We start from the raw sequence: 22,437 nt of genomic DNA, 5'->3' as shown, positions 1-22,437 counted from the left end.
AATGGGCCGCCGGGTACAGGTCTTGTCGCCCCCGTTCCCACAGAAACAGCGACATTTTACGCCCCGGGCGGCCGAAAAATTTCTACTATTATGCCTTCTGCGCACGCGCGGTGCGAGAAGCGTGAAAATTACCTCTGTCGGGCAACGCGTTGTGTCGCTATACTTGTGTGACAGCAATCGCTGTTCCCCCACGCGATTCCCCCCCTGAACCTGCTATTTGCACCCGGTGCAACGGCGGGCGTCATATTTTGGCAATACGATCAATGCGATCATAACAACGACAGGCAAAGCAGATCCCATGCGATTGGACAAGTTTTTATCTCAGCAGTTAGGCATCAGCCGTGCGCTGGTCGCGCGCGAACTTCGGGCTAAACGCGTCACCGTGGACGGTGAGGTAGTGAAGAGCGGGGCTGTCAAACTGACCCCGGAGCAAGAAGTGGCGTTCGACGGCAATCCGCTGCAGCAGCAGAACGGCCCGCGCTATTTCATGCTCAACAAACCGCAGGGCTACGTCTGCTCTACCGACGATCCCGATCATCCGACGGTGCTGTATTTCCTCGATGAGCCGGTCGCGTACAAGCTGCACGCCGCCGGGCGGTTAGATATCGACACCACCGGGCTGGTGCTGATGACAGACGACGGTCAATGGTCGCACCGTGTCACGTCGCCGCGCCACCACTGCGAGAAAACCTATTTGGTCACGTTGGAGCACCCGTTGGCGGAAGACACCGCGCAGCGTTTCGCTGAAGGGGTGCAACTGCACAACGAGAAAGATCTGACGCGGCCGGCGACGCTGGAGCAGGTCGACGAGCACGTGGTGCGCTTGACCATCAGCGAAGGGCGCTACCACCAGGTGAAGCGGATGTTCGCCGCCGTCGGCAACCGGGTGATCGCGTTGCACCGCGAGCGCATCGGCGCCATCGTGCTGGATGACGATCTGGCGCCGGGCGAATACCGCCCATTGACAGAAGAAGAGATCGCCAGCGTGGGCGCGCCGCACCTGCAGGACTGATAACCGATCATTGATTGCGGCCGATTAAGGAGTCGTGGAACGTGCAACAGAACCGAACCTCTCATCTCGGTTTGATTTTCATTCTGGGCCTGTTGTCCATGCTGATGCCGCTGGCCATCGACATGTACCTGCCCAGCATGCCGGTGATCGCCGCCCAGTTTGGCGTCGAGTCCGGCAGCGTGCAGATGACGCTCAGCGCCTATATGCTCGGCTTCGCCTTCGGGCAGCTGTTCTATGGGCCGATGTCGGACAGCCTTGGCCGCAAACCGGTGATCCTGTGGGGAACGCTGATCTTCGCCATCGCCGGCTGCGCCTGTGCCATGGCGCAGTCGATCGATCAACTGATCGGGCTGCGTTTCCTGCACGGTTTGGCGGCGGCCGCCGCCAGCGTGGTGATCAACGCCCTGATGCGCGATATGTTCACCAAGGATGAGTTCTCGCGCATGATGTCGTTCGTCATTCTGGTGATGACCATTGCGCCGCTGCTGGCGCCGATGATCGGCGGTGCGCTGCTGCTGTGGTTCAGCTGGCACGCCATCTTCTGGACCATGGGCGCCGCGGCGCTGATCGGTTCGCTGCTGGTGGCCTTGTTCATCAAGGAGACGCTGCCGAAAGAGCGGCGCCAGCGGTTCCACCTGCGCACTACGCTGGGCAATTTCGGTTCGCTGTTCCGCCACAAGCGAGTGCTGAGTTACATGTTGGCCAGCGCCTTCTCGTTTGCGGGCATGTTCTCGTTCCTCAGCGCCGGGCCGTTCGTCTACATCGAACTGAACCACGTTTCGCCGCAGCATTTCGGTTACTATTTTGCGCTGAACATCGTCTTCCTGTTCCTGACGACGCTGATCAACAGCCGCAACGTGCGGCGCTTCGGCGCGGTCAAGATGTTCAAGCTGGGGCTGCTGGTACAGCTGGCGATGGGGCTGTGGCTAATGGCGGTGAGCACCGTGGGCCTGGGCTTCTGGGCGCTGGTGATCGGCGTTGCGGTCTATCTGGGGTGCATCGCGATGATCTCCTCCAACGCCATGGCGGTGATCCTGGATGATTTTCCGCATATGGCGGGCACCGCTTCTTCCCTGGCCGGCACGTTGCGCTTCAGCATCGGTGCGCTGGTGGGGGCGGTGCTGTCGATGGCGCCGGGCAAAAGCGCTTGGCCAATGGTCACCTCGATGGCGCTGTGCAGCATCGTGGCGGTGCTGTTCTATGTTTACGCCAGTCGGCCGCGCGATCGCGCAGCCTGACGTTCTCCCGATTCGGGGCGTGTCGCTCCGCATCGTCACGGGGTTGCGCCCTGCCATTTCAGGGTGCAACCGGCAATGAAAAATTTGTTGCTAAATATACGCAAGCTAATCAACTGGCCACTTTCTCACCTGTGTGCTTTTTGTTAAAAAATTCCGCCGTCGTGCCGCCCAATATTCCCCGGGAGGCGCGGCGCGCTGTCGGCTGAGCCGCGCGGGGGGTTTGTATTAGGATTGATGTAAATCAAGGTATTAGCAGCGGTGGCGGCGCTAACGTGACGGGTAAGATGTTTCTTCATTGTAAAAATATGGCGACGAAAAAGTAGTCGCATTGCAAGAAAAAAGAGTTGAGATCGCTGCGGGAAAGGGTTACATATAACGCAAAAATGCGAGCTGAGTCGCAAAATGCCGTGAAATAACACCGCACGGCGCGCCAAAAAGTGGCACGGCATCGGCAAGCACGGGGTCAGGTTAATGGCTTGCGGCAAAATTTACATTTAAATAACATTTGTGCGCGGCAGAGTCGGGAGTCAACGGCTATAACTTAGTAACCCTGTCAGGTAAAAGTGTTTCACCTTTTCAAACTAGGGATTTCATGTGGAGAGTATCCAACTTTCGGTAGTGCATCGCTTGCCGCAAAGTTATCGTTGGCTATCCGGTTTCACCGGCGTGAAGGTCGAACCGATTCCGTTTAACGGAATAGACGAAGATAACAACCTGATTGGGCTGAAGCTGCTCAGCCATGAAGGGGCCGAGGCCTGGCAGGTCATGCAACAGCTCAATCTGTCGCTGCAGGAGATTCAGGTCGACTGTGCGATCGTCGAATGGGAAGGGGAACCTTGCCTGTTCGTGCAGCGCAGCGACGAGAGCGCCACCATGTGCCGGCTGAAAAACGTCGGTGCCGCGATCGCCGAACCACTCAGCGCGCAATACCCCTTCTGAATTCGCCGCTAATCCGCCAACTGCAGCAGTTGACGGGTATAGTCGGCTGCGGGCGCCGCGAAAATCGCCCGGCAGTCTCCCTGTTCAACCACTTCCCCCTGTCGCAGTACGATGACCTGGTGACATAGCGAACGCACCACCTGCAGGTCATGGCTGATGAACAGATAAGCCAACCGGTGGCGTTGCTGCAGCGATTTCAGCAGCGTCAGGATCTGCGCCTGCACCGATTTATCCAGTGAAGAGGTTGGCTCGTCGAGGATCAGCAGCTGCGGTTGCAGGATCAGCGCGCGCGCGATGGCGATACGCTGGCGCTGGCCGCCGGAAAACTCGGTGGGATAGCGGTGGCGAAGCTGCGGATCCAGGCCAACTTCCCGCAACACCTCGATCACGCGTTGTTCCCGCTGCTCGGCGCTAAGCCGCTGGTGCACTTCCAGCCCCTCGGCGATGATCTGCTGCACGTTCAGGCGCGGATTCAGGGCGGAATAAGGATCCTGGAAGACGATTTGCATTCGGCTGCGGTAGGGCAGCATCTGCTTCATCGTGAGCGGGTGCAGTGGTTCGCCGTCGAACCAGATGGCGCCCTGCGAGGCCAGCAGACGCAACAACGCAAGCCCGGTGGTGCTTTTACCCGAGCCGGATTCTCCCACCAGCCCCACGCTTTCCCCGGCGCGCAGCTCGAAACTCAATGATTTCAATGCATAGTGATAATCCACCGTGCGGCGCAGCAGGCCGCGCCGGATAGGGAAGCGCACCTGCAGATCTTCCACCTTGAGCAGCGGCCGCTCGTCGCCGGGGCGCGCGGTGGGTAGCGGCAGCGGCTCACCGACGTCTTCGGCGGCCAGCAGCTGCTGTGTGTAGGGATGCTGCGGCCGGCTGAACAGCTGCGCGCGGCCGTTTTGCTCTACGCAGCGCCCCTGGCGCATCACCGCCACGTTGTCTGCCAGGCGGCGCACGATATTCAGATTATGGGTGATGAACAGCAACCCCATGCCCATCTCCTGCTTCAATTCTTGCAGCAGCGTCAGGATCTGCGCCTGGATAGTCACGTCGAGCGCGGTGGTGGGTTCGTCGGCGATCAGCAGTTTCGGGCGGGTCAACACCGCCATGGCGATCATTACCCGCTGGCGTTCGCCGCCGGACAGCTGGTGCGGATAGTCCTGCAGCCGTTTTTTGGCCTGACGGATGCCGACGCGCTCCAGGCATTCGACGATCTCTGCGGCGGCTTCGCGCTGCAGGCCGCGGTGCAGCATCAGCACTTCCGCCAGCTGTTTCTCGATGGTGTGCAGTGGGTTAAGCGACACCATCGGTTCCTGAAAGATCATCGCGATCTGATTGCCGCGCACCTTGCGCAGGTCAGTCTCCGGCGCATGCAGCAACGACTCGCCGTTGAACAGAATATCGCCGGCAGGGTAAACCACCGGCGGCGCGGGCAGCAGACGCAGTATCGACAGGGCGGTGACGCTTTTGCCGGAGCCGGATTCCCCTACCAGCGCCAGCGTTTCCGCCGGCGCTATTTGCAGCGAGAGTTCGTTGACCACCGGCGTGACGGTGTCGCCCTGACGGAAGGCGATGCTGAGATCCTGAATAGCGAGCAAAGGAGTGGCCATATCAATGCGCCTTGCTGGGGTCAAAGGCGTCGCGCACCGCTTCGCCGATAAAGATTAATAACGACAGCAGCACTGCCAATACCAGGAAGGCGGTGATGCCGAGCCACGGCGCCTGCAGATTGTTTTTGCCTTGCAGCAGCAATTCGCCGAGCGACGGCGAGCCTATCGGCAGACCGAAACCGAGGAAATCGAGCGACGTCAGGGTGGTGATCGAGCCGCAGAGGATAAACGGCAGGAAGGTCAGCGTCGCCACCATGGCGTTGGGCAGCATATGGCGGGACATGATTACCCGATCCGGCACGCCCATGGCGCGCGCGGCGCGGATATAGTCAAAATTGCGGGTGCGCAGGAATTCGGCGCGCACCACGCCCACCAGGCTCATCCAGCCGAACAGGATGGTGATGCCGAGCAGCCACCAGAAATTGGGCTGGACGATGCTCGACAGCAGAATGATCAGAAACAGCGTCGGCATGCCCGACCACACTTCGATAAAGCGCTGCCCCCACAGATCGAAACGCCCGCCGTAATACCCCTGCGTCGCGCCGACGCACACGCCGATCAGGCTGGAAAACAGCGTCAGCGCCAGACCGAACAACATCGAAATGCGAAAACCGTACAGCACCCGGGCCAGCACGTCGCCGCCGTTGCTGTCGGTGCCCAGCAGGTTGTGCCGCGAAGGCGGCGAAGGGAAGGGCACCTCGGTGGCGAAGTTGATGGTGTCGTAACTGAAGCGGATCGGTGCCCAGACCGCCCAGCCGTGCCGTTCGATCTGCCGCTGCACGAACGGATCCTGATAGTCGGCTTCGGTATTCAGTTCGCCGCCGAAGGCGGTTTCGCTGTAGCTAATCATAAACGGCAGGTACAACCGGCCTTCATAACGCACCAACAGCGGTTTGTCGTTGGCGATCAGATCGGCGGCCAGGCTCAGGGTGAACAGCACCAAAAAGATCCACAGCGACCAGTAGCCGCGGCGGTTGCGGCGAAAACGCGCCCAGCGCGCCTGGTTGATCGGGCTAAGGCGGCTCATTGGCGGGCCTCGAAGTCAATGCGCGGATCGACCAGGGTGTAGGTGATATCGCTGAGGATATTCAACAGCAGGCCGATCAGGGTGAAGATATACAGCGTGCCGAACATCACCGGGTAGTCGCGCTGCAGCGTGGCGTCGTAGCCCAGCAGCCCCAGGCCGTTGAGCGAGAACATCACTTCAATCAGCAGCGAGCCGGTGAAGAACATGCTGATAAAGGTGGCCGGAAAACCGGCGATCACCAGCAGCATGGCGTTGCGGAACACGTGGCGGTAGAGGATTTTTTTCTCGTCCAGCCCCTTGGCGCGGGCGGTGGTGACGTACTGTTTGCGGATCTCGTCGAGGAATGAGTTCTTGGTCAGCATGGTCAGGGTGGCGAAACCGCCGATCACCGTCGCCAGCACCGGCAGGGTGATGTGCCACAGGTAGTCGGCGATCTTCGCCGGCCATGAGAGGGTGTCGAAGTTGCTCGATACCAGGCCGCGCAGCGGGAACCAGTCCAGGTAGCTGCCGCCGGCGAACAGCACGATCATCAGAATGGCGAACAGAAAAGCCGGAATGGCGTAGCCGATGATAATCAGCGTGCTGCTCCAGGTATCGAACGCGCTGCCGTTGTGGACGGCCTTGCGGATGCCGAGCGGGATCGACACCAGATAGATGATCAGCGTGCTCCAGAGGCCCAGTGTGATGGAGACCGGCAGGCTCTGGCCGATCAGCTGCATCACCGAAGCGCCGCGAAACAGGCTGTCGCCGAAGTCGAAGCGCATATAGTTCCACAGCATGGTGAAGTAGCGCTCGTGCAGCGGTTTGTCGAAGCCGTAACGCTTAGTGATCTCGGCGATCACCTCCGGATCCAGGCCGCGCGAACCGCGATATTGGCCGTCGCCAGCCGCGATGCCCGTCCGGGCGTGGCCCAGGCCTTCGCCGACACCGCCGTTGCCAAACCCGCTGCCGTGCCCCAGCTCAATGGCGGCGATGGCCTGATCGACCGGACCGCCGGGGGCGATTTGCACGATAAAAAAGTTGATGGTGATGATCGCCCACAGCGTGGGGATCACCAGTAACAGTCTGCGTATCAGATAGGCCGCCATTCCGACTCCTTATTGCCGCTGAGCCGGTAAGCGCGCCGCCTTGTTGACGTCGTACCACCAGTTGTCGAAGCCGATCGCATAGGCCGGGCGGACCGACGGCGTGGAGAACTTGTCCCAATAGGCGTAGCGATCGTGGCTGGAGTACCACATCGGCAGCATGTAGTTGTTCCAGGTCAGCACCCGGTCCAGCGCGCGGCCGAGCGGCAACAGGGCGTTTTCGTCGCCCTGATGGGCGGCGATTTGCCTGACCAGGCTGTCGACCGCCGGATCTTTGACGCCGGGGGTGTTATAGCTGGAATCGATGTACTGCGAATCCCACAGAATTTGCAGATCGGCGCTGGGGAACGGCATCGCCATATACACCGTCGACATCATGTCGAAATCGCGCTCGCGCATGCGGCGGGTGTACTGCGAGGCGTCAATCTCGCGGATTTGCATCTCGATGCCCAACCGCTGCAGGTTGTGGCGGAACGGCAGCACGTACTGGAAGTTGCTGCCGCTCAGCAGCATCAGTTCAAAGGTGAACGGCTGGCCGGTTTTGGCGTTGACCAGCTTTTGATTTTTGACCACCCAACCGGCTTCTTTCAGCAGTTGGGTCGCCTTCAGCAAGTTTTGTCGATCGTTGCCGCTACCGTCGGAGGCGGGCGGTTGGTAGATACTGGTAAATACCTCCGGCGGTATCTGGCCCTTGAGCGGTGCCAGCAAGGCCAGTTCAGCGGCGTCCGGGTAGCCGCGGGCGGCGTAGGCGGTGTTTTGGAAATAGCTGTCGGCGCGCTGATAGGCGTTGTAATACAGCGCCTTGTTCATCCAGTTAAAATCGAAAGCCAGGCCGATCGCTTCCCGTACCCGACGATCGGCGAACAGCGGTTTTTGCAGATTGAACGCCAGCCAGCGGGTATTCTGCGCCGCCTGGTTGGTCTCGTCCTGCTTGATGATGTAGTTGCGCGCGAAGTTGCCGCCCTGATATTGGGTGGCCCAGCTCTTGGGCGACGGCTCGATGCGGAAATCGTAGGCGCCGGCCTTGAAGGCTTCCAGCGATACCTTATCGTCCAGATAATAATCGTAGCGAATGCTGTCGAAGTTGTAGCGGCCGCGGTTTACCGGCAGATTGGCGGCCCAGTAGTCGCGCACCCGCTGATAGGTGATGTACTGGCCGAGGCGATAATCGCCGATTTTATACGGGCCGCTGGCGAGCGGCGGGGTGCTGAGCGGTTCGTTGAGCTTATGGTTTTTCCAGAAGCTTTCCGGCAATACGCGCAGGCTGAGCAGGCTGAGGATTTGCTCACGGTTCGCCTTAGGCAGCTCGATGCGCACCGTCAACCGGGAAATGGCCTTGACCGTGACGCCTTTGTAATAGGAGCGAAACTGTGGCACGCCTTCGGTCATGAATTTATTGAAGGTAAAGGCCACGTCGGCGGCGGTGATCGGGCTGCCGTCCTGGAAGCGCGCGCGGGCGTTGATATCCAATTCCATCCAGCGCATGTCGGCCGGGAAACGGGCCGATTCGGCAATCAGCGGGTAATAGCTGCCGGGTTCGTCGTCGGAGTTGGTGAACAGCGTATCGTACAGCTCCATCGTGCGCTCGCCGGGCACGCCGCGGGTAGCGAAGCGGTTGAAGTTGTCGTAGGTGCCGATGGCCGCCAGTCGCACGTCGCCGCCCTTGGGCGCCGCCGGATTGACGTAGTCAAAATGGCTGAAGTCGGTGGCGTATTTCGGTTCACCGAGAAGGGCGAAAGCATAGCTTTCGTTGAGGGCTTCGGCCCGCAGACCGAAGCTCAGTGCCGAGAGCACCAGAGCAGCGAAAATGCGCACGGACATCAGACAGTAAGCTCCTGCTGTGGAATAAAGTACAACCTGCGCCCAGCATAACATTCTTCGGACGGGCGCAGGGTAAAGATGCTTAAAGATTAACTATTTTTTTCCTGATAATCAAAGACCTGATTAGCATTGCAGTAAGCGACGAAATCATCGATGCTCAGCGGCTTGCTGAAGTAGTACCCCTGCATGAAGTTGACGCCGTGTTCTTGCAGAAACTGCATCTGCTCGGCGGTTTCCACGCCTTCGGCCACCGTCAGCATTTTCAGCTTTTTCGCCAGCGAGATCACCGCATCCAGCACCGGCGCGGTGACCGTATCCTGGCCGATGGTGTTGACGAAGCCACGGTCAATCTTCAGATAATCCATGGTGAAGCGCTCAAGATAAATAAGCGCGCTGTGCCCGGTGCCAAAATCATCCACCGCGATCTCGATGCCCTGTTTGTGCAGCCAGTCAAACTCCGTCAGCGCGCTCTCTTCTTCCACCATGCCGCGTTCGGTGATTTCAAACACCAGCGTAAAGTAATCGCCCGGCAGCTGCGTCAACAGTTCATACACGTCCTGGTGAAACGACGGTGCGCTAAGGTGGGCGGGGGAAATGTTGAGGCCGACTTTACCTCCCCGTGGCAGCGCTTTGGCGAGCTGTGGCGCATCTTCGGCGATCAGCCTGAACAGGTGGCGGGTAAGCGGCACGATCAGCCCGTTGCTTTCGGCGTAGGGGATAAAGACATCGGGCGGGATGCGGCCCTCGATCGGATGCTGCCAGCGGATCAGCGCTTCCAGCCCGCCTATGCTGTTGCTATCGGTATGGAACACCGGCTGGTATTCGATAAAGAACTCGTTGCGCTTGATGCCGCGCAGCAGCGCGCGTTCCGGGCTTTGCCGCAGCAGCAGCATGTAGTAGCAGAGTACGCCGGTCATCAATGACAGCACCAGGCTGCCCAGCAGCGTCAGGCGAATGTCGTTGGGGGTCAGTTTCTCGTTGTAGAACAGGATGGTCAGCGGCAGATTGGGCAGCGTCAGGGTATCCGCCTTGCCCTTCGGTAGCTGATTGATCGGCATCAGGTTCGGGCTGAAAGTGGTCAGCGCGCGGTTGCCCATCACGATGGCGATGCCCGGCGCCTGTTCGTCGTGCGAGGTGAACAGCAGGTAGGGCATCAGATCGATGTCCAGCGTAGCGAGGATGCCAGTGGCCTTTTCGCCGGGATGTCGCAGCCAAACCGCAACCGCCGGTTTATTTGGCACCATCGGCGTACCCTGCTGCAGCTTGAGATCCAGAGGCAGATCCCAGTCGATATCCTGATAGATATTTTTCATCGGCAACATCATGTCGCCCGTGGCGGAGGAGCAATAGGCGTAGCCGTCCTTCACCAACAGGAAGGTGCGCACGCCGCTGGTAAAGGCCGCCTGGTAGGTAATATCCGACTGGCTGGAGAGGCAAGGCTTGTCCAGCAGCGGCATCATTTGCCGCATCACCGCCGTCAGATGCGAGATATAACCCAGCGTGAACTTTTGCGTGCGCGCTTCGACCTTATGTTGATATTGCGTGCGCTGGTGGTTGATCAAAGAAAGCGTGACCGCGGTGAATAGCGTAAAAAATACCAGGGCGGCGACACCGCTTTTAGCCAGGCTGCGTTGTCGGTGAGACACGCTGCGGGCGAAAGCTCTTTTCAAGCCCATAACCGAGTCCTCTGCAACCGGGCGTCAGGCATGTCGCGCAGCCAGTTAATGGATTGTGCCAACGGCTTTTTTTTCATTTTTGCCTTTTTATCCCGTACCAACCGGCGGCGCCATTTAAATATGCGGCGTCGCCGACAGAAATATCATGCGCATAATATCAGCGGAAACGTTTTAAATAACGCCGGGCGCCGTTGCCGTCATCTGACGATAATAGGCGAGTTTTTCCTCGACGGGGCGATTTCCCGCCAACAGTTTATCAAAATAATGGCGTGCGGCGGCGTTAAGCAGGGAAAAGTGACGATAAGGCAGGGATCAATTTTGATGATACCTGTTCGACAACCAAAAAAAACGCCGCCCGTGGGCGGCGCTTATCGCTCGTTTGGTATTCAGGATCTTCAGGGCGTTGCGCCGTTAACCGTTGGTCAGCACCCGGCGCGCTTCTCGATAACGTTTATTCCAATAGTTATCGGTCAGCTTGGAAATCATGACCCCACTGCTGGTGGAGGCGTGAACGAACTGATCGTTGCCTAAATAGATGCCGACATGGCGCCCGGTAGAACCGGCGCGGAACAGCACCAAATCGCCGGCGCGCAGCTTGGTACGCTGAATTTTCTTGCCGAGATCTTCCTGTTCATAGGTCGAACGCGGTAAATCCATGCCGAACTGTTCGCGGAAGGTGCGCTGTACAAACGCCGAGCAATCGATGCCGCGCTTGGTGTCACCGCCTAAGCGGTAGCGAACGCCTTTCCAATCCGCATACTGATCCATAATCTTTGACTTGACGTCAACGTTGCGGACCATCGCTTCGAATTCATCCTGAGAGGCTTGCAGTAAAAGACCGTCTTTGTCATTAACTGCACGCATCTCAGTTTGTGCGTTATTCAAGTTCGAAGTGTGAGTCGAGCTGCACGCTGACAGCATAACCGCAGCGGCAATTGCAGGGACTACCCGCAAAAAATATCTCAGAAACGGTTGAGATTTGACCATTGTTGTTGTTTTCCCTTGAAGTCCTTAACGACGAAAGTCGCTACCTGAAAAATGCCAAACGAAACGAGCCTAGTCCGCACCTGTTGCATCGACAACCAGTTACCGTTGAAAACGTGCGAGAACGCACATTTTTATCGGATTTCATACTGATTCGACTTAAACCAGGCACAAACGCATCTGAGATTACCGGAACCAATAGGGGATTGCGAGCCTTTTTCCCGTCTTTTTTATATGAATTTGTGATGTAACATAATGTAAATCTTCATATAAAAAACGCCAATTGTCCGATGTATGAATCTGGCGTGAAATCAGGTTGCAAAAGCGTTAACGAACGGTGGGGAAATTTTTGCGCGCGGCGAGGGGAAGAGGGCGGGAGGCGTAAGCCTCCCGGCATGAGTCATAGACACAAATTATGGTTGGCCGGGGCGGTGCTTACCGGGCAACAGGCGATTCAACCGATCGACGATCCAGTCGCTGCAAGGCGTCATCAGCACCCAGCTGGCGCCAACCAGCACCACGGACAATGAGCCGACGGCGATATCGGTAAACCAGTGGGCACCAATCATCACGCGCGGCAATGAGAAGACCAACGTAATCAGCAGGGCGACGGCGAAGGCGCCGCGGCCGAAATAGCGCAGCATAAAGCAGGAAAAAATAATCAGCATCATGCCGTGGTCGCCGGGGAAGCTGTCGCCGGAAGCGTCCTTGGTGGGGATGCCGGTCAGCTCGCTGACGCGATGGATATTGTCAAAGGTCAGGGTGGGGCTTGGATGTTTCACCGGCAGCAGGTGGCCAAGCTGGTTCAGCACCACGGCGGTCAGCAGCATCACCACGCCGGTGATCACCAGACGGCGGCGGCCGGCGGCGTCCTGCTTCAGATAAAAGTACAGATACAGCAGCCCCATGGCGAGCAGCGAAATCACATCGAACGCGCGGTTGTTGGTGATGGCGACCAGGTGTAAAAACGCCGGGTCGGTGGCCAGATGGCGGTTAAAGAAGAAGAAAATCGCCGAATCCAGGGTAAACCAGCCGCCGTGATTGGCCGGCAGGAACCAGGACAGAAACAGCGCAACGCCCAGTAAGTTGAAGAAGAGAATGAGGGGTAAATTGCGGCGTGTCATGACATAACCTGTTGGAAAAATGAAAACGAAATAAAACCCGGCAGCCCTGCGGCAACCGGGGGGCAACGGTACGGGGTCTAACTTAAACGAATCTTAAACAAGGCGGATTGCAGGGCGTTCCAGTCGGCATTTTCGCTGTGGATAAGCTCAATTCGGCTGTCGAGCGGCGCGACCGGGCGGGTTTCGATGTTGAGATCCTGCCCCTGACGATTGATCAGCAATGTGCCTTCGGGGATGCGTACCACGCCTTTGGCGCGTTCGACCGGCGCGAGTCGCACCCATTCCATGAAGCCGACGGTGTCGAACCGGGTATCGCCGTCAAAAATCCAGCCGCAGCTGGTGAAGCCTTGCCCTTCATTCAACGCTCGCCGCCAGCGGGCGTGCTCCGGCAGCCGCAGCGCCGCCAGCCCCTGCTTTTTCGCCTGACCATGATGATGCTGCGCGTCCGGCAATTCTGTACGATTCGTGCGCGGAAGTGACAACAGCGCGACATCCGCTTCGCCTTGCGCGATGGCGTAGCAGGGCCGCTGCAGCGGGTCTTGCGCCTTCCAGGCCTCCAGCGCCAGCCTGTCTTCCGGCCGGTAGGTATCGCTTTTGCTGGCCAAAATAATGTCGGCCGCGGCCAGCTGATCGCGGAAGTTTTCGTTGTCGCGGTAGCGCGGCTGGCTGAGCTGGCGGGCATCCAGCAGGCACAGGGGGGCCTGCAGATCGATCCAACCGGCATAGCTCTCCTGGGTCAGCAGCGACAGGATTTGTTTCGGATGCCCGAGCCCGGTCGGCTCGATCAGCAGCCGATCCGGTTTGGCCTGCTGCAACAGCATATTCAAGCCCACCTGCATCGGCAGGCCGTTGACGCAGCACATGCAGCCACCGGGGATCTCTTTGAGCACCGCGCCGCTGTCTGCCAGCAGCGCGCCGTCGATGCCGATCTCGCCGAATTCATTGACCAATACCGCCCAGCGTTCATGTTCGGGCTTATGAGCCAGCAAATGGCGGATAGTGGTGGTTTTGCCGCTGCCGAGGAAACCGGTAATCAAATTGGTTTTGGTCATTAATAATTCCTGGCGCAAAAATTAACCTGCTTAATAAATGAGTTACGCAGCCGTGTCGGTGAAACGGCCGCGATTTAATTTGTGCTCTATCTCGCAAATTTTGCACGTCACCATGCGCTTTTCAACCGACAAAATCCACCGTTTATAACAAGAAAATTCTTAGATAAAACCCTGTATTAGATGCGGTTAACTTTTGTTAGTAGCTTGTTTTTACATTGTTAATGACGAGATTAACGATCAAATCTCGTCCCTTTCCTTGCGATTATTCCTAACAAGATCCTCTATGGTTAAATTGGCTTAACTAAAAATGAGGTTGCCATGAATACCTTTCGGTTATTTTTGATCGTAGGAATGTTGTTTTCATGGACGGCAGTGAGTCAGGCAGGAGTGGCCGGCGGGGTAATTCGCTTCGTCGGCTCTATCGTTGAAAGTCCTTGCACGGTCAAGATTGCAGATTCTAAGGCGAATACGCAATGTTACCGCAACGGCCAGCATTATCAGGCCCAGCAAGCGTTGTCAGGTTTTGATACTACACGCAAAGAACTTCCGCTAAATCTAGGCACAACCGAAATGAAGTGGGTAGACCAACAGAAGAAACTCGCTGTTATGACGGTCGTTTATCGTTAAGTCGTTCCGCCATGCCGGCGTAACGTTACGCCGGCATGGTTATTCTCGGCCCTGCAGGCTCCTCACCGCATCACCCACTCCTTCACCGTTTCACGCGCGCCGCGATCGCGCAGCGATAAATAGGCTTGCGTCACCGCTTCGCTAAACGCCGCATGCGCCGCCAGCGTTTCGCCGAATACCGATTTCAACGCCAACAGCGCCGCTACGCGCCGTCGATCGTCCTGCGTTGCGGCGATCGTCTGCTGCAGCAGGTCTGCCAGCGGATCGCGAATGTCGATCGGCTCACCGGCGTCATCGACGCCGCCGACGTAACGCATCCAGCCCGCCACGCCCAGCGCCAGCCCGCTATAGTCGCCGCCGTGCCGCAGATGCCAGCGCACGGCATCCAGCAGCCGCTGCGGCAGCTTCTGCGTGCCGTCCATGGCGATCTGCCAGGTGAGGTGTTGCAGCGCCGGATTGCTGAAGCGCGCGATAAGCTGTGCGGCATAATCGGGCAGGCTGATGCCGGTGACGCTCAGCGTTGGCGCCTGTTCGTCCAGCATCAACCGCAGGGCGGCGCGGCGGTAGTGCTCATCCGCCATGCACTCGTTGATATAGCGGTAGCCGCCCAGGTAGCCTAAGTAAGCCAGGAACGAGTGGCTGCCGTTCAGCATGCGCAGCTTCATGTGTTCAAACGGCAGCACATCGCTGACCAACTGGACGCCGGCCAACTCCCACGCCGGGCGTCCGGCGGTGAAGTTGTCTTCCACGACCCATTGAATGAAGGGCTCGCAGGCGATGGCGCATTCGTCGCGCACGCCGCCCAGCGCGGCGGCGATCTCATCCAGCGTGGCCGGCGTGGCGGCCGGCACGATGCGATCCACCATGGTGCAGGGGAAGGTGGCGGCGGTGGCGATCCAGTCGGCGAGCGACGGATCCCGCGCCTGCGCCAGATCGAGCACCGCCCGGCGCAACACGTGGCCGTTCTCCGGAATATTGTCGCAGGAAAGCAGGGAGAAGGCGGACAGGCCGCGTTCGCGCCGCAGCCGCAACGCTTCCACCAAAATGCCGGGCGCGGTCTGCGGCTGATGCGGCCACGCCAGATCGGCGACGATCCCCGAATGCTGTCGGTCCAGCCGTCCGCTGCCGGGCTCGATACAGTAGCCTTTTTCGGTGATGGTCATCGAGACGATCGCCACCTGCGGTTCGGCCAGCTTCTCCAGCACCGCGGCGATGCCCTCCAGTTTGCGGTGCAGGCTCTCATGCACCGCGCCGATCACGATGGCCTGATGGCCGTCCGCGCCTTTCTCCAGCACGCTGTACAGATGATCCTGTTGCCGCAGCGTCTCAAACAGCGGCACGCCGCCGGACAGACTGATCTCGCAAATGCCCCAGTCGCCGCCGTGGGCGTTCAGCACCCGATCGGTCAGCAGCGCCTGATGCGCGCGGTGGAACGCGCCGAAACCCAGGTGCACGATGCGGCTGCGCAGGGCCCGGCGATCATAATTCGGTTGCCGGACGGTGCCCGGCAGCGGGGTGTTGGCGATCGTATTCATCTCATCTCCAAAGCGAGTAGACAGCTGGCGGGCCACTTGCGCCAAGTTAGCGGACCAGTTTGCCGACGCATGGACAGCGGGGCGCCGGCGATAAAAAACTGCCACCAGTCTAAAGTTGTCGGCAGGTTAAGGGAATTGGTCAGGCCAAAATAAGCCAGAATCGTGAAGCGGATCAACCAATGAACGGTTCAATTTTGACAGCGCGCGGCGAAAGAGTAAGTTAAAGCTAGCTGACATCTAAATTAAACTGGTATAACAACATCGCGATGCGAGACAGGCATAAGGACACAACATGGAACAAACATGGCGTTGGTATGGCCCGAACGATCCGGTCTCTTTGGATGACGTGCGTCAGGCCGGGGCGACCGGGGTGGTCACGGCGCTGCACCATATTGCGAACGGCGAAGTCTGGCCGATCGACGAGATCCGCGCGCGGCAGGCGCTGCTGGCGGAAAAGGGGCTGGTGTGGTCGGTGGTGGAGAGCGTGCCGGTACATGAGGAGATCAAAACCCACAGCGGCGACTGGCGGCGGTACATCGCCAATTACCAGCAGTCACTGCGCAATCTGGCGGCCTGCGGCATCGACACCGTTTGCTACAACTTCATGCCGATCCTCGACTGGACGCGCACCGATCTGGCCTATCCGCTGCCGGACGGTTCCAAAGCGCTGCGTTTCGATCAGGTAGCCTTCGCCGCGTTCGAGCTGCACATCCTGCAGCGCGCCGGCGCCGAGGCGGACTATACGGCGCAAGAGCGCAGTCAGGCGGCGACCTATTTCGCCGCCATGAGCGAGGAGGAGAAAGCCACGCTGACCGGCAACATCATCGCCGGGCTGCCGGGTGCGGAAGAAGGCTACACGCTGGAGCAGTTCCGTCGCCGCCTGGCGGAATACGACGGCATCGACAAGGCGCAACTGCGCGAAAACATGGCGGTCTTTCTGCGCGCCATCGTGCCGGTGGCGGAAGAGGCCGGCATCCGGCTGGCGGTGCATCCCGACGATCCGCCGCGGCCGATCCTCGGCCTGCCGCGCATCGTCTCCACGATCGAAGACATGCAGTGGCTGAAGCAGACCGTCGACAGCATTCATAACGGCTTCACCATGTGCACCGGTTCCTACGGCGTGCGCGCCGACAACGATCTGGTGCGGATGATTGAAACCTTCGGCGATCGCATTCACTTTACCCACTTACGCGCCACCTGCCGCGAGGAGAACCCGAAAAGCTTCCACGAGGGGGCGCATCTGCAGGGCGATGTTGACATGGTGGCGGTGATCGAAGCGATCCTGACCGAAGAACTGCGTCGGCAGCGGGCGGGCGATCGGCGGCCGATCCCGATGCGCCCCGATCATGGGCATCAGATGCTGGACGATTTGAAAAAGAAAACCAATCCGGGCTATTCGGCCATCGGGCGGTTGAAAGGGCTGGCGGAGCTGCGCGGCGTCGAGCTGGCGCTCAAGCGGCGCTTTTTCCCGGAATTGCCGTAGCGGAAAATGAAACGGGGCCGAGTATCGGCCCCGTAGGCGCGACTAGTCTGCGCGGCTCATGTAGCGGCGTTCGGCGATATGAATGCGAATTTTGTCGCCGGCGCTGAGGTATTCCGGCACGTGGATCACCAGGCCGGTCGCCATGGTGGCCGGTTTGTTGCGGGCGCTGGCGGAAGCGCCTTTGATGCCCGGCGCGGTCTCGACGATTTCCATATCCACGGTCTGCGGCAGCTCCAGCGCCAGCACCTGGCCATCCAGCGTCAGCACCTGCATACCCGGCAGGCCACCTTCTGGAATGAACAGCAGCTCGTCTTCGATCTGGTCTTTCTTGAAAATGTACGGGGTGTAGTCTTCGTCATCCATGAACACGTATTCTTCGCCGTCGATATAGGAGAAGTTCACCTTGCGGCGCGACAGGGAAATGGTGTCCAGGATATCGTCGCCCTTGAAGCGTTCTTCCACTTTCAGGCCGGTGCGCACGTCGGAGAAGCGCATTTTGTACAGGGTGCTGGCGCCGCGGGCGCTCGGGCTCTGCACGTCGATATCTTTTACCAGCAGCAGCTTGCCGTTGTAGCTGATCGCCATGCCGCGCTTAATTTCGTTAGCTCTTGCCATTTCAATTCATCCGCAATGAAGAGTATTAGAGAAGTTGCGACAAGGTACTCGCGCCGCCGATTTCAGGCAATAGCCCGGCGTAAAAACAGTGCAGGAAAGGGAGAGCAGGCGCTCTCCCTTCGAGGATTACCGGAAGACCGGCAGCAGGCCGAACAGCGACAGAATATGCGCGGCGGCGTTGATCAACCCGAACAGGATGACGAACAGGATCACGCCGTTGCCGCCCGGTGCACGGTAACCGGCCTGCGGATAACGGCGGCGGCTGGCGCGCGCCATCAGCGCCGGCACGATCACCGCCCAGACGGTGGCCGCCAGCCCGGCGAAGCCGATGGCGTACAGGAAACCGTTCGGGAACAGCAGCGCGGCCAGGGTCGGCGGCACGAAGGTCACCAGCGCGGTCTTGCTGCGCCCGACGGCGTCGTCCTTGAACTTGCAGAAGTCCGCCAGATAATCGAACAGGCCCAGCGACACGCCGAGGAACGAGCTGGCCAGCGCCATATAGGAGAAGGCGTTCAGCAGTTGGCTGACGGTCTGGCTGCTGGAGACGTTGCCCATTTGCTTGAGCAGGCTGCCGATATTGCCGCCCTCGGCGATCACCTGCTTGAAGGCGTCGCGCGCGATATTGCCCTGAATCACATACTGCCACAGGATGTAGATAGCCAATGCCAACAGGGTGCCGTACACCAGGCTGCGCACCACGGAGCCGCTGTCCTTGTGGTAGTACTTCACCAGCCCGGGAATGTTGCCGTGGTAGCCGAACGAGGTCAGCAGGTAAGGCAGCGCCGCCAGGGCGTAAGGCAGATAGCTGGCCTGGTCATCGCCGGTATTGAACAGCACCGCGGGCTGCACGTGGGTGAACATGTCGCCCACCGACATCACGAAGGTGATCACCATACCGCCGATCAGAATGGTGCTCAGGCGATCGACCGCGCGGGTGGAGAGCCAGACGATAAACGCCACCGCCAGCGCAAACACCAGGCCGGCGGTAGTCTGGCCGACGCCGACGATGCCCTCCAGCGTGTGCGCGATGATCGAGCCGCCGGCGGAGATATAGGCGTAGGTCAGGATGTACAGCACGAACGCCACCGACAGGCCGTTCACGGCGTTCCAGCCTTTGCCCAGCAGATCCTTGACCATGGTGTTGAAGCTGGCGCCGCTCGGGTAGTGCAGCGTGGCTTCGAGGATCATCAGGCCGGACAGCAGCATGCAGGCCCAGGTATACACCAGCAGCGCGACGGAGCCGCTGAACCAGACACCGGAAGTGACGATCGGAATGGAAAACATGCCGGCGCCAACGGCGGTTCCGGCAATGATCATCGCGCCGCCGAGGACGGAAGGGCGGGCCAGCTTCTGGATGGTGTCCGTAGACATGTGTGCTCCTGAGGGAAGAAGTTCTTTTGTACTAGCTCAATAGTACATGGGCGCATGGCGCATGTAAAGCGAAGGAATTGCACGTTTCACGCGTTTTTTTCTTTAAATCAAGGTTTGTTGGGCGTTTATTCGCCATCGGGTGCAGCCGGCCGGCGCAGAGCGATGAGTGTAAAGATCGCGGGGACGCAGGGATTCTGCTGGCGGTGGCCGCGTGCGGCTGCTATTGTCGCGCTTCTTTCCCCCCAGCCCACCAGGAGTAGCGCTGATGGACTGTCGCAGCGACTGCGGCGCCTGCTGTATCGCGCCGTCGATATCCAGCCCGATCCCCGGCATGCCGAACGGCAAGCCCGCCAATACCCGCTGCATTCATCTGGATGAACGGCTGCGCTGCGGCCTGTTTCATTCGCCGCTGCGGCCGAAGGTGTGCGGCAGCCTGCAGCCGAGCCGCGACATGTGCCACGATCACCGCGATCAGGCGCTGATCTACCTCGCCAGACTGGAAGCGGACACCGCGCCTTAAGCTGCCTTCAGCCTCCACAGACACAGCGTCGCGCCTGCCGCCATCGCAGCCGCCCCGAATGGTGTGGGGGACCGGCGTAGTGGCCGTCTCTCCAGATACCGTTCATGGCGGTCGCAGAGAAATACCGGATATTTAAGGCTATTCCTTTTGCACGGCGCGTACTGAGACTGGATAAAAAAATGCCGGTCAGGCTTAACTGACCGGCATTACGCGTTGCGCCCTCTGTTTACTGCGGGATCAGGCGCCTTGCGGCACCGCGTGCGCGGTATTTTTCAATACCGGCCCCCGATACTTCTCGATCTGCAGCTGCGCCATCTGCCCGCAGTTGCCCTGCGCCAGGCTGGAAGAGCCGATGTCGAAGGTCAGACAGTTGACGTTGCCGTTCTTGCACAGCGAGCCGGGCTGCGCCGGATCGGCCGGATCGAACCAGGCGCCTTCGCTGATGCGCACCACGCCGGGCCGCACGTCTTCGCTGACCACCGCGCCCACCAGGATCTGACCGCGATCGTTAAACGCCCGCACCAGATCGCCGCCGCTGATGCCGCGCGGCTGCGCGTCCTGCGGGTGGATCAGGATCGCTTCACGATCCGCCACCGCGTATTTCTCGCGCAGCGGCGTGTTATCGAGCTGGGAGTGCAGCCGGTTGGTCGGGTGCGCGGTATTGAGCGACAGCGGATATTTGGCCGCTTCCGGCCCGCGATACCACTCGTGCGGCGGCATCCAGGTCGGAATGCCGGGGCAATCCTCGTAATGCATTTTGGCGATGGCGTCGGAGTAGATCTCGATCTTGCCCGACGGCGTGCCCAGCGGGTTCAGCAGCGGGTTGTCGCGATAGTCGGCGAAGCGCACCCACTGCTTATTGGTCTCCGGCACCGGGAAGCGCACGTAGTTGTTGGATTGCCAGAACATGTCGAACGGCGGCAGCGCCACCCGCGCGGCGCGCGCCTGATTCTTCATGTCGTCGTACATGCCTTTCAGCCACTGGGTTTCATCCTTGCCCTCGGTGAAGGCTTCCTGTACGCCCAGCCTGGCCGCCATTGCCGAGAAGATGTCGAAGTCGCTACGCGACTCGTGTTGTGGCGGCACGCATTGATGCATCGGGAACACGTAGAGCTGCGAATAGTCGCCGCCCATTTCCAGATCGTTGCGCTCGTAGCTGGTGGTGGCCGGCAGCACGATATCGGCATGCTTGGCGGTAGCGGTCCAGTAAGGCTCGTTAACCACGATGGTGTCCGGCCGCTGCCAGGCTTTGACCAGGTTATTGGTGTCCTGATGCTGGTGGAAGGTGTTGCCGCCCGCCACATACACCATTTTCACCTCGGGGTAAGTGACCTTGGCACCGTTGAAGTCGATGGTTTTGCCCGGGTTGCTCAGGCATTCGGCGATGCGCGCCACCGGGATCGGCGCCGGCGAGTTCTTCGGCGCGTTGCCGGCGGAGATGCCGGCGATGATGCCGCCCTTGGCGGTCGGGCTGCCGCCGGAGGAATAGTGATAGCTGAAGCCGAAGCCGCCGCCCGGCAGGCCGATCTGGCCGAGCATCGCCGCCACCGTCACCAGCAGCCAGTGCTGCTGCTCGCCGTGGTGCTGGCGTTGGATGCCCCAGCCGCCCATGATCATGGTGCGATGCTTCGCCATCTCGCGCGCCAGTCCGCGCAGCGTATCGGCATCGACACCGCTGATGTCGGCCGCCCATTCGGCGGTTTTCGCCACGCCGTCGCTCTCGCCCAGCAGGTAGGCCTGGAACTTGTCGAAGCCGACGGTGTAGGTTTTCAGGAAGTCCGGGTTATGCAGCTTCTCGGTCAGCAACGTGTGGGCGATGCCGATCAGCATCGCGCCGTCGGTATAAGGGCGCGGGGCGATCCACTGCGCATTGACGAACTTGGCGCTGTCGTTGTGCACCGGATCGATGCTGATCACCCGGGTGCCTTTCTTCTTCAGCGCCTCGAAGCCGGTCTGGCCGACGTGATCCGGCACGTTCCAGCTGTTTTTCAGCGTGACCATCGGGTTGCAGCCCCACAGGATCACCAGCTCGCTGTTCTCGATCACGTTCGGCCAGGCGGTCTGCTGTTCGTAGACCTCCATCGAGCCGACCACGTGCGACATGATCACCTGCGCTGCGCCGGTGGAGTAGTCGCCGGCGTAGCCGAGGAAGCCGCCGGTCAGGTTCATCAGACGCTGCAGCAGCGTGCGGCTGTTGTGCAGCATGCCGACGCTTTTCCAGCCATAGGAACCGGCGTAGATCGACTGCGGCCCGTGATCTTTCTGCAGGCGAACGATCTCATTGCACACCAGCTCGGTCGCTTTGTCCCAACTGACGCGCACCCACTCGTCGCGGCCGCGCAGTTCGGTGCGGCTGCCGGGGCCGCCTTCCAGCCAGCTTTTGCGCACCATCGGATATTTGATGCGGTTCTCGGCGTGCACCTGATAAGGCGCCATGGTGATCAGCTCATTGGGATACGGATCGTCCTGCACCGGCTGCACGCCGACCATCTTGCCGTCCTGCACGATGGCCTCAAACGCGCCCCAGTGGGCGCCGGTCAGAATGCCTTTTTGCGCCTGACGCAAGACGATGAACTGCGGCAGCGCTTCGCTGATGGCCTGCGCCAGCGCCGCTTTGGGCCATAAGCCCGCCAGCAGCGGGGCGGCGGCCAGCGCGGCGGCGCCGGTCAGGAAGCGGCGGCGGCTCATGGTTAACGGTTGTTGGTTGCTCATTGCGCTTCT

Annotated in this window: 18 protein-coding genes; 6 read left to right on the top strand and 12 right to left on the bottom strand. The window is 59.9% G+C overall.

Annotated features, from left to right (window positions below):
• Positions 1 to 298 precede the first annotated feature (298 nt).
• The 3 genes from rsuA to GT753_RS12620 all read left to right on the top strand — a co-directional run bounded on the left by rsuA (position 299) and on the right by GT753_RS12620 (position 3,189).
• Positions 299 to 1,012, top strand: a complete 714-nt coding sequence (rsuA, locus tag GT753_RS12630; RefSeq protein WP_004935770.1) for a 16S rRNA pseudouridine(516) synthase RsuA — start codon at positions 299 to 301, stop codon at positions 1,010 to 1,012.
• A 41-nt stretch (positions 1,013 to 1,053) separates the two neighbouring features.
• Positions 1,054 to 2,250, top strand: coding sequence for a Bcr/CflA family multidrug efflux MFS transporter (locus GT753_RS12625; protein WP_160125633.1), 1,197 nt, complete (start codon positions 1,054 to 1,056; stop codon positions 2,248 to 2,250).
• 594 nt (positions 2,251 to 2,844) lie between these two features.
• The gene (locus GT753_RS12620) at positions 2,845 to 3,189 is read left to right on the top strand and encodes a YejG family protein (protein ID WP_004935763.1); all 345 of its coding nucleotides are present in this window, start codon (positions 2,845 to 2,847) and stop codon (positions 3,187 to 3,189) included.
• An 8-nt stretch (positions 3,190 to 3,197) separates the two neighbouring features.
• Here GT753_RS12620 and yejF read toward each other — a convergent pair whose 3' ends face one another.
• From yejF to GT753_RS12580, 8 genes are all read right to left on the bottom strand, one after another.
• Positions 3,198 to 4,796, bottom strand: coding sequence for a microcin C ABC transporter ATP-binding protein YejF (gene yejF / locus GT753_RS12615; protein ID WP_160125632.1), 1,599 nt, complete (start codon positions 4,794 to 4,796; stop codon positions 3,198 to 3,200).
• 1 nt (position 4,797) lies between these two features.
• Positions 4,798 to 5,823, bottom strand: a complete 1,026-nt coding sequence (locus tag GT753_RS12610) for an ABC transporter permease (protein WP_015378535.1) — start codon at positions 5,821 to 5,823, stop codon at positions 4,798 to 4,800.
• Positions 5,820 to 6,911 carry a microcin C ABC transporter permease YejB gene (locus GT753_RS12605; protein WP_015378534.1) on the bottom strand — a complete coding sequence of 364 codons (1,092 nt, stop codon included), beginning with the start codon at positions 6,909 to 6,911 and terminating at the stop codon, positions 5,820 to 5,822. Before GT753_RS12605 ends, GT753_RS12610 begins: the two co-directional genes overlap by 4 nt.
• Positions 6,912 to 6,920: 9 nt before the next feature.
• On the bottom strand, positions 6,921 to 8,729 hold the full coding sequence (locus GT753_RS12600) for an extracellular solute-binding protein (protein ID WP_015378533.1): 1,809 nt from the start codon (positions 8,727 to 8,729) through the stop codon (positions 6,921 to 6,923).
• Between the two features lie 89 nt (positions 8,730 to 8,818).
• Complete coding sequence (locus GT753_RS12595; RefSeq protein WP_160125631.1) at positions 8,819 to 10,405, bottom strand: cyclic di-GMP phosphodiesterase; 1,587 nt, start codon at positions 10,403 to 10,405, stop codon at positions 8,819 to 8,821.
• A gap of 411 nt (positions 10,406 to 10,816) precedes the next feature.
• Positions 10,817 to 11,392 (bottom strand): bifunctional murein DD-endopeptidase/murein LD-carboxypeptidase, encoded by a 576-nt coding sequence (gene mepS, locus GT753_RS12590; protein WP_025303553.1) that lies wholly within the window; start codon positions 11,390 to 11,392, stop codon positions 10,817 to 10,819.
• A gap of 410 nt (positions 11,393 to 11,802) precedes the next feature.
• A complete protein-coding gene (locus tag GT753_RS12585; protein ID WP_004935741.1) occupies positions 11,803 to 12,513 on the bottom strand; it encodes a phosphatase PAP2 family protein in 711 nt (236 codons plus the stop codon).
• Between the two features lie 77 nt (positions 12,514 to 12,590).
• A complete protein-coding gene (locus GT753_RS12580; protein ID WP_160125630.1) occupies positions 12,591 to 13,565 on the bottom strand; it encodes a GTP-binding protein in 975 nt (324 codons plus the stop codon).
• A 318-nt stretch (positions 13,566 to 13,883) separates the two neighbouring features.
• On the opposite strand from GT753_RS12580, the gene GT753_RS12575 reads away from it, so the two are divergent.
• Positions 13,884 to 14,192 carry a type 1 fimbrial protein gene (locus tag GT753_RS12575; RefSeq protein ID WP_004935734.1) on the top strand — a complete coding sequence of 103 codons (309 nt, stop codon included), beginning with the start codon at positions 13,884 to 13,886 and terminating at the stop codon, positions 14,190 to 14,192.
• A gap of 62 nt (positions 14,193 to 14,254) precedes the next feature.
• Here GT753_RS12575 and GT753_RS12570 read toward each other — a convergent pair whose 3' ends face one another.
• On the bottom strand, positions 14,255 to 15,727 hold the full coding sequence (locus GT753_RS12570) for a mannitol dehydrogenase family protein (RefSeq protein ID WP_160125629.1): 1,473 nt from the start codon (positions 15,725 to 15,727) through the stop codon (positions 14,255 to 14,257).
• Positions 15,728 to 16,019: 292 nt separating this feature from the next.
• Here GT753_RS12570 and uxuA point away from each other — a divergent pair, with 292 nt between their 5' ends.
• Entirely contained in the window at positions 16,020 to 17,210 is a 1,191-nt protein-coding gene (uxuA, locus tag GT753_RS12565) for a mannonate dehydratase (protein ID WP_015378529.1), read from the top strand.
• Positions 17,211 to 17,252: 42 nt separating this feature from the next.
• Here the strand turns inward: uxuA and yeiP are convergent, their stop codons facing one another.
• Together yeiP and mtr are read right to left on the bottom strand one after the other, a co-directional pair.
• Positions 17,253 to 17,825: an elongation factor P-like protein YeiP gene (gene yeiP, locus GT753_RS12560; protein WP_004935725.1), complete on the bottom strand. Its 573-nt coding sequence runs from the start codon at positions 17,823 to 17,825 to the stop codon at positions 17,253 to 17,255.
• A 126-nt stretch (positions 17,826 to 17,951) separates the two neighbouring features.
• Positions 17,952 to 19,196, bottom strand: coding sequence for a tryptophan permease (gene mtr, locus GT753_RS12555; RefSeq protein WP_160125628.1), 1,245 nt, complete (start codon positions 19,194 to 19,196; stop codon positions 17,952 to 17,954).
• Positions 19,197 to 19,461: 265 nt separating this feature from the next.
• Between mtr and GT753_RS12550 the strand changes: the two genes are divergently transcribed.
• A complete protein-coding gene (locus GT753_RS12550; protein WP_015378527.1) occupies positions 19,462 to 19,716 on the top strand; it encodes a YkgJ family cysteine cluster protein in 255 nt (84 codons plus the stop codon).
• Positions 19,717 to 19,953: 237 nt separating this feature from the next.
• Here GT753_RS12550 and torA read toward each other — a convergent pair whose 3' ends face one another.
• Positions 19,954 to 22,428 (bottom strand): trimethylamine-N-oxide reductase TorA, encoded by a 2,475-nt coding sequence (gene torA, locus GT753_RS12545; RefSeq protein ID WP_118891851.1) that lies wholly within the window; start codon positions 22,426 to 22,428, stop codon positions 19,954 to 19,956.
• Positions 22,429 to 22,437 lie beyond the last annotated feature (9 nt).

Source organism: Serratia sp. Z4 (assembly GCF_009900725.1).
Lineage (GTDB): Bacteria > Pseudomonadota > Gammaproteobacteria > Enterobacterales > Enterobacteriaceae > Serratia > Serratia nematodiphila.
Note: the sequence above shows the minus strand (reverse complement) of the source record. Positions and strands in the feature narration are given on the sequence as shown.

Bases quoted from the DNA above. Each gene is read 5' to 3' on its own strand.
- yeiP (WP_004935725.1), bottom strand. From the start codon at position 17,825: ATGGCAAGAGCTAACGAAATTAAGCGCGGCATGGCGATCAGCTACAAC.
- GT753_RS12600 (WP_015378533.1), bottom strand. From the start codon at position 8,729: ATGTCCGTGCGCATTTTCGCTGCTCTGGTGCTCTCGGCACTGAGCTTC.
- GT753_RS12570 (WP_160125629.1), bottom strand. From the start codon at position 15,727: ATGAATACGATCGCCAACACCCCGCTGCCGGGCACCGTCCGGCAACCG.
- GT753_RS12550 (WP_015378527.1), top strand. From the start codon at position 19,462: ATGGACTGTCGCAGCGACTGCGGCGCCTGCTGTATCGCGCCGTCGATA.
- GT753_RS12595 (WP_160125631.1), bottom strand. From the start codon at position 10,405: ATGGGCTTGAAAAGAGCTTTCGCCCGCAGCGTGTCTCACCGACAACGC.
- mtr (WP_160125628.1), bottom strand. From the start codon at position 19,196: ATGTCTACGGACACCATCCAGAAGCTGGCCCGCCCTTCCGTCCTCGGC.
- GT753_RS12610 (WP_015378535.1), bottom strand. From the start codon at position 5,823: ATGAGCCGCCTTAGCCCGATCAACCAGGCGCGCTGGGCGCGTTTTCGC.
- torA (WP_118891851.1), bottom strand. From the start codon at position 22,428: ATGAGCAACCAACAACCGTTAACCATGAGCCGCCGCCGCTTCCTGACC.
- GT753_RS12605 (WP_015378534.1), bottom strand. From the start codon at position 6,911: ATGGCGGCCTATCTGATACGCAGACTGTTACTGGTGATCCCCACGCTG.
- mepS (WP_025303553.1), bottom strand. From the start codon at position 11,392: ATGGTCAAATCTCAACCGTTTCTGAGATATTTTTTGCGGGTAGTCCCT.
- uxuA (WP_015378529.1), top strand. From the start codon at position 16,020: ATGGAACAAACATGGCGTTGGTATGGCCCGAACGATCCGGTCTCTTTG.
- GT753_RS12580 (WP_160125630.1), bottom strand. From the start codon at position 13,565: ATGACCAAAACCAATTTGATTACCGGTTTCCTCGGCAGCGGCAAAACC.
- GT753_RS12575 (WP_004935734.1), top strand. From the start codon at position 13,884: ATGAATACCTTTCGGTTATTTTTGATCGTAGGAATGTTGTTTTCATGG.
- GT753_RS12585 (WP_004935741.1), bottom strand. From the start codon at position 12,513: ATGACACGCCGCAATTTACCCCTCATTCTCTTCTTCAACTTACTGGGC.
- rsuA (WP_004935770.1), top strand. From the start codon at position 299: ATGCGATTGGACAAGTTTTTATCTCAGCAGTTAGGCATCAGCCGTGCG.
- yejF (WP_160125632.1), bottom strand. From the start codon at position 4,796: ATGGCCACTCCTTTGCTCGCTATTCAGGATCTCAGCATCGCCTTCCGT.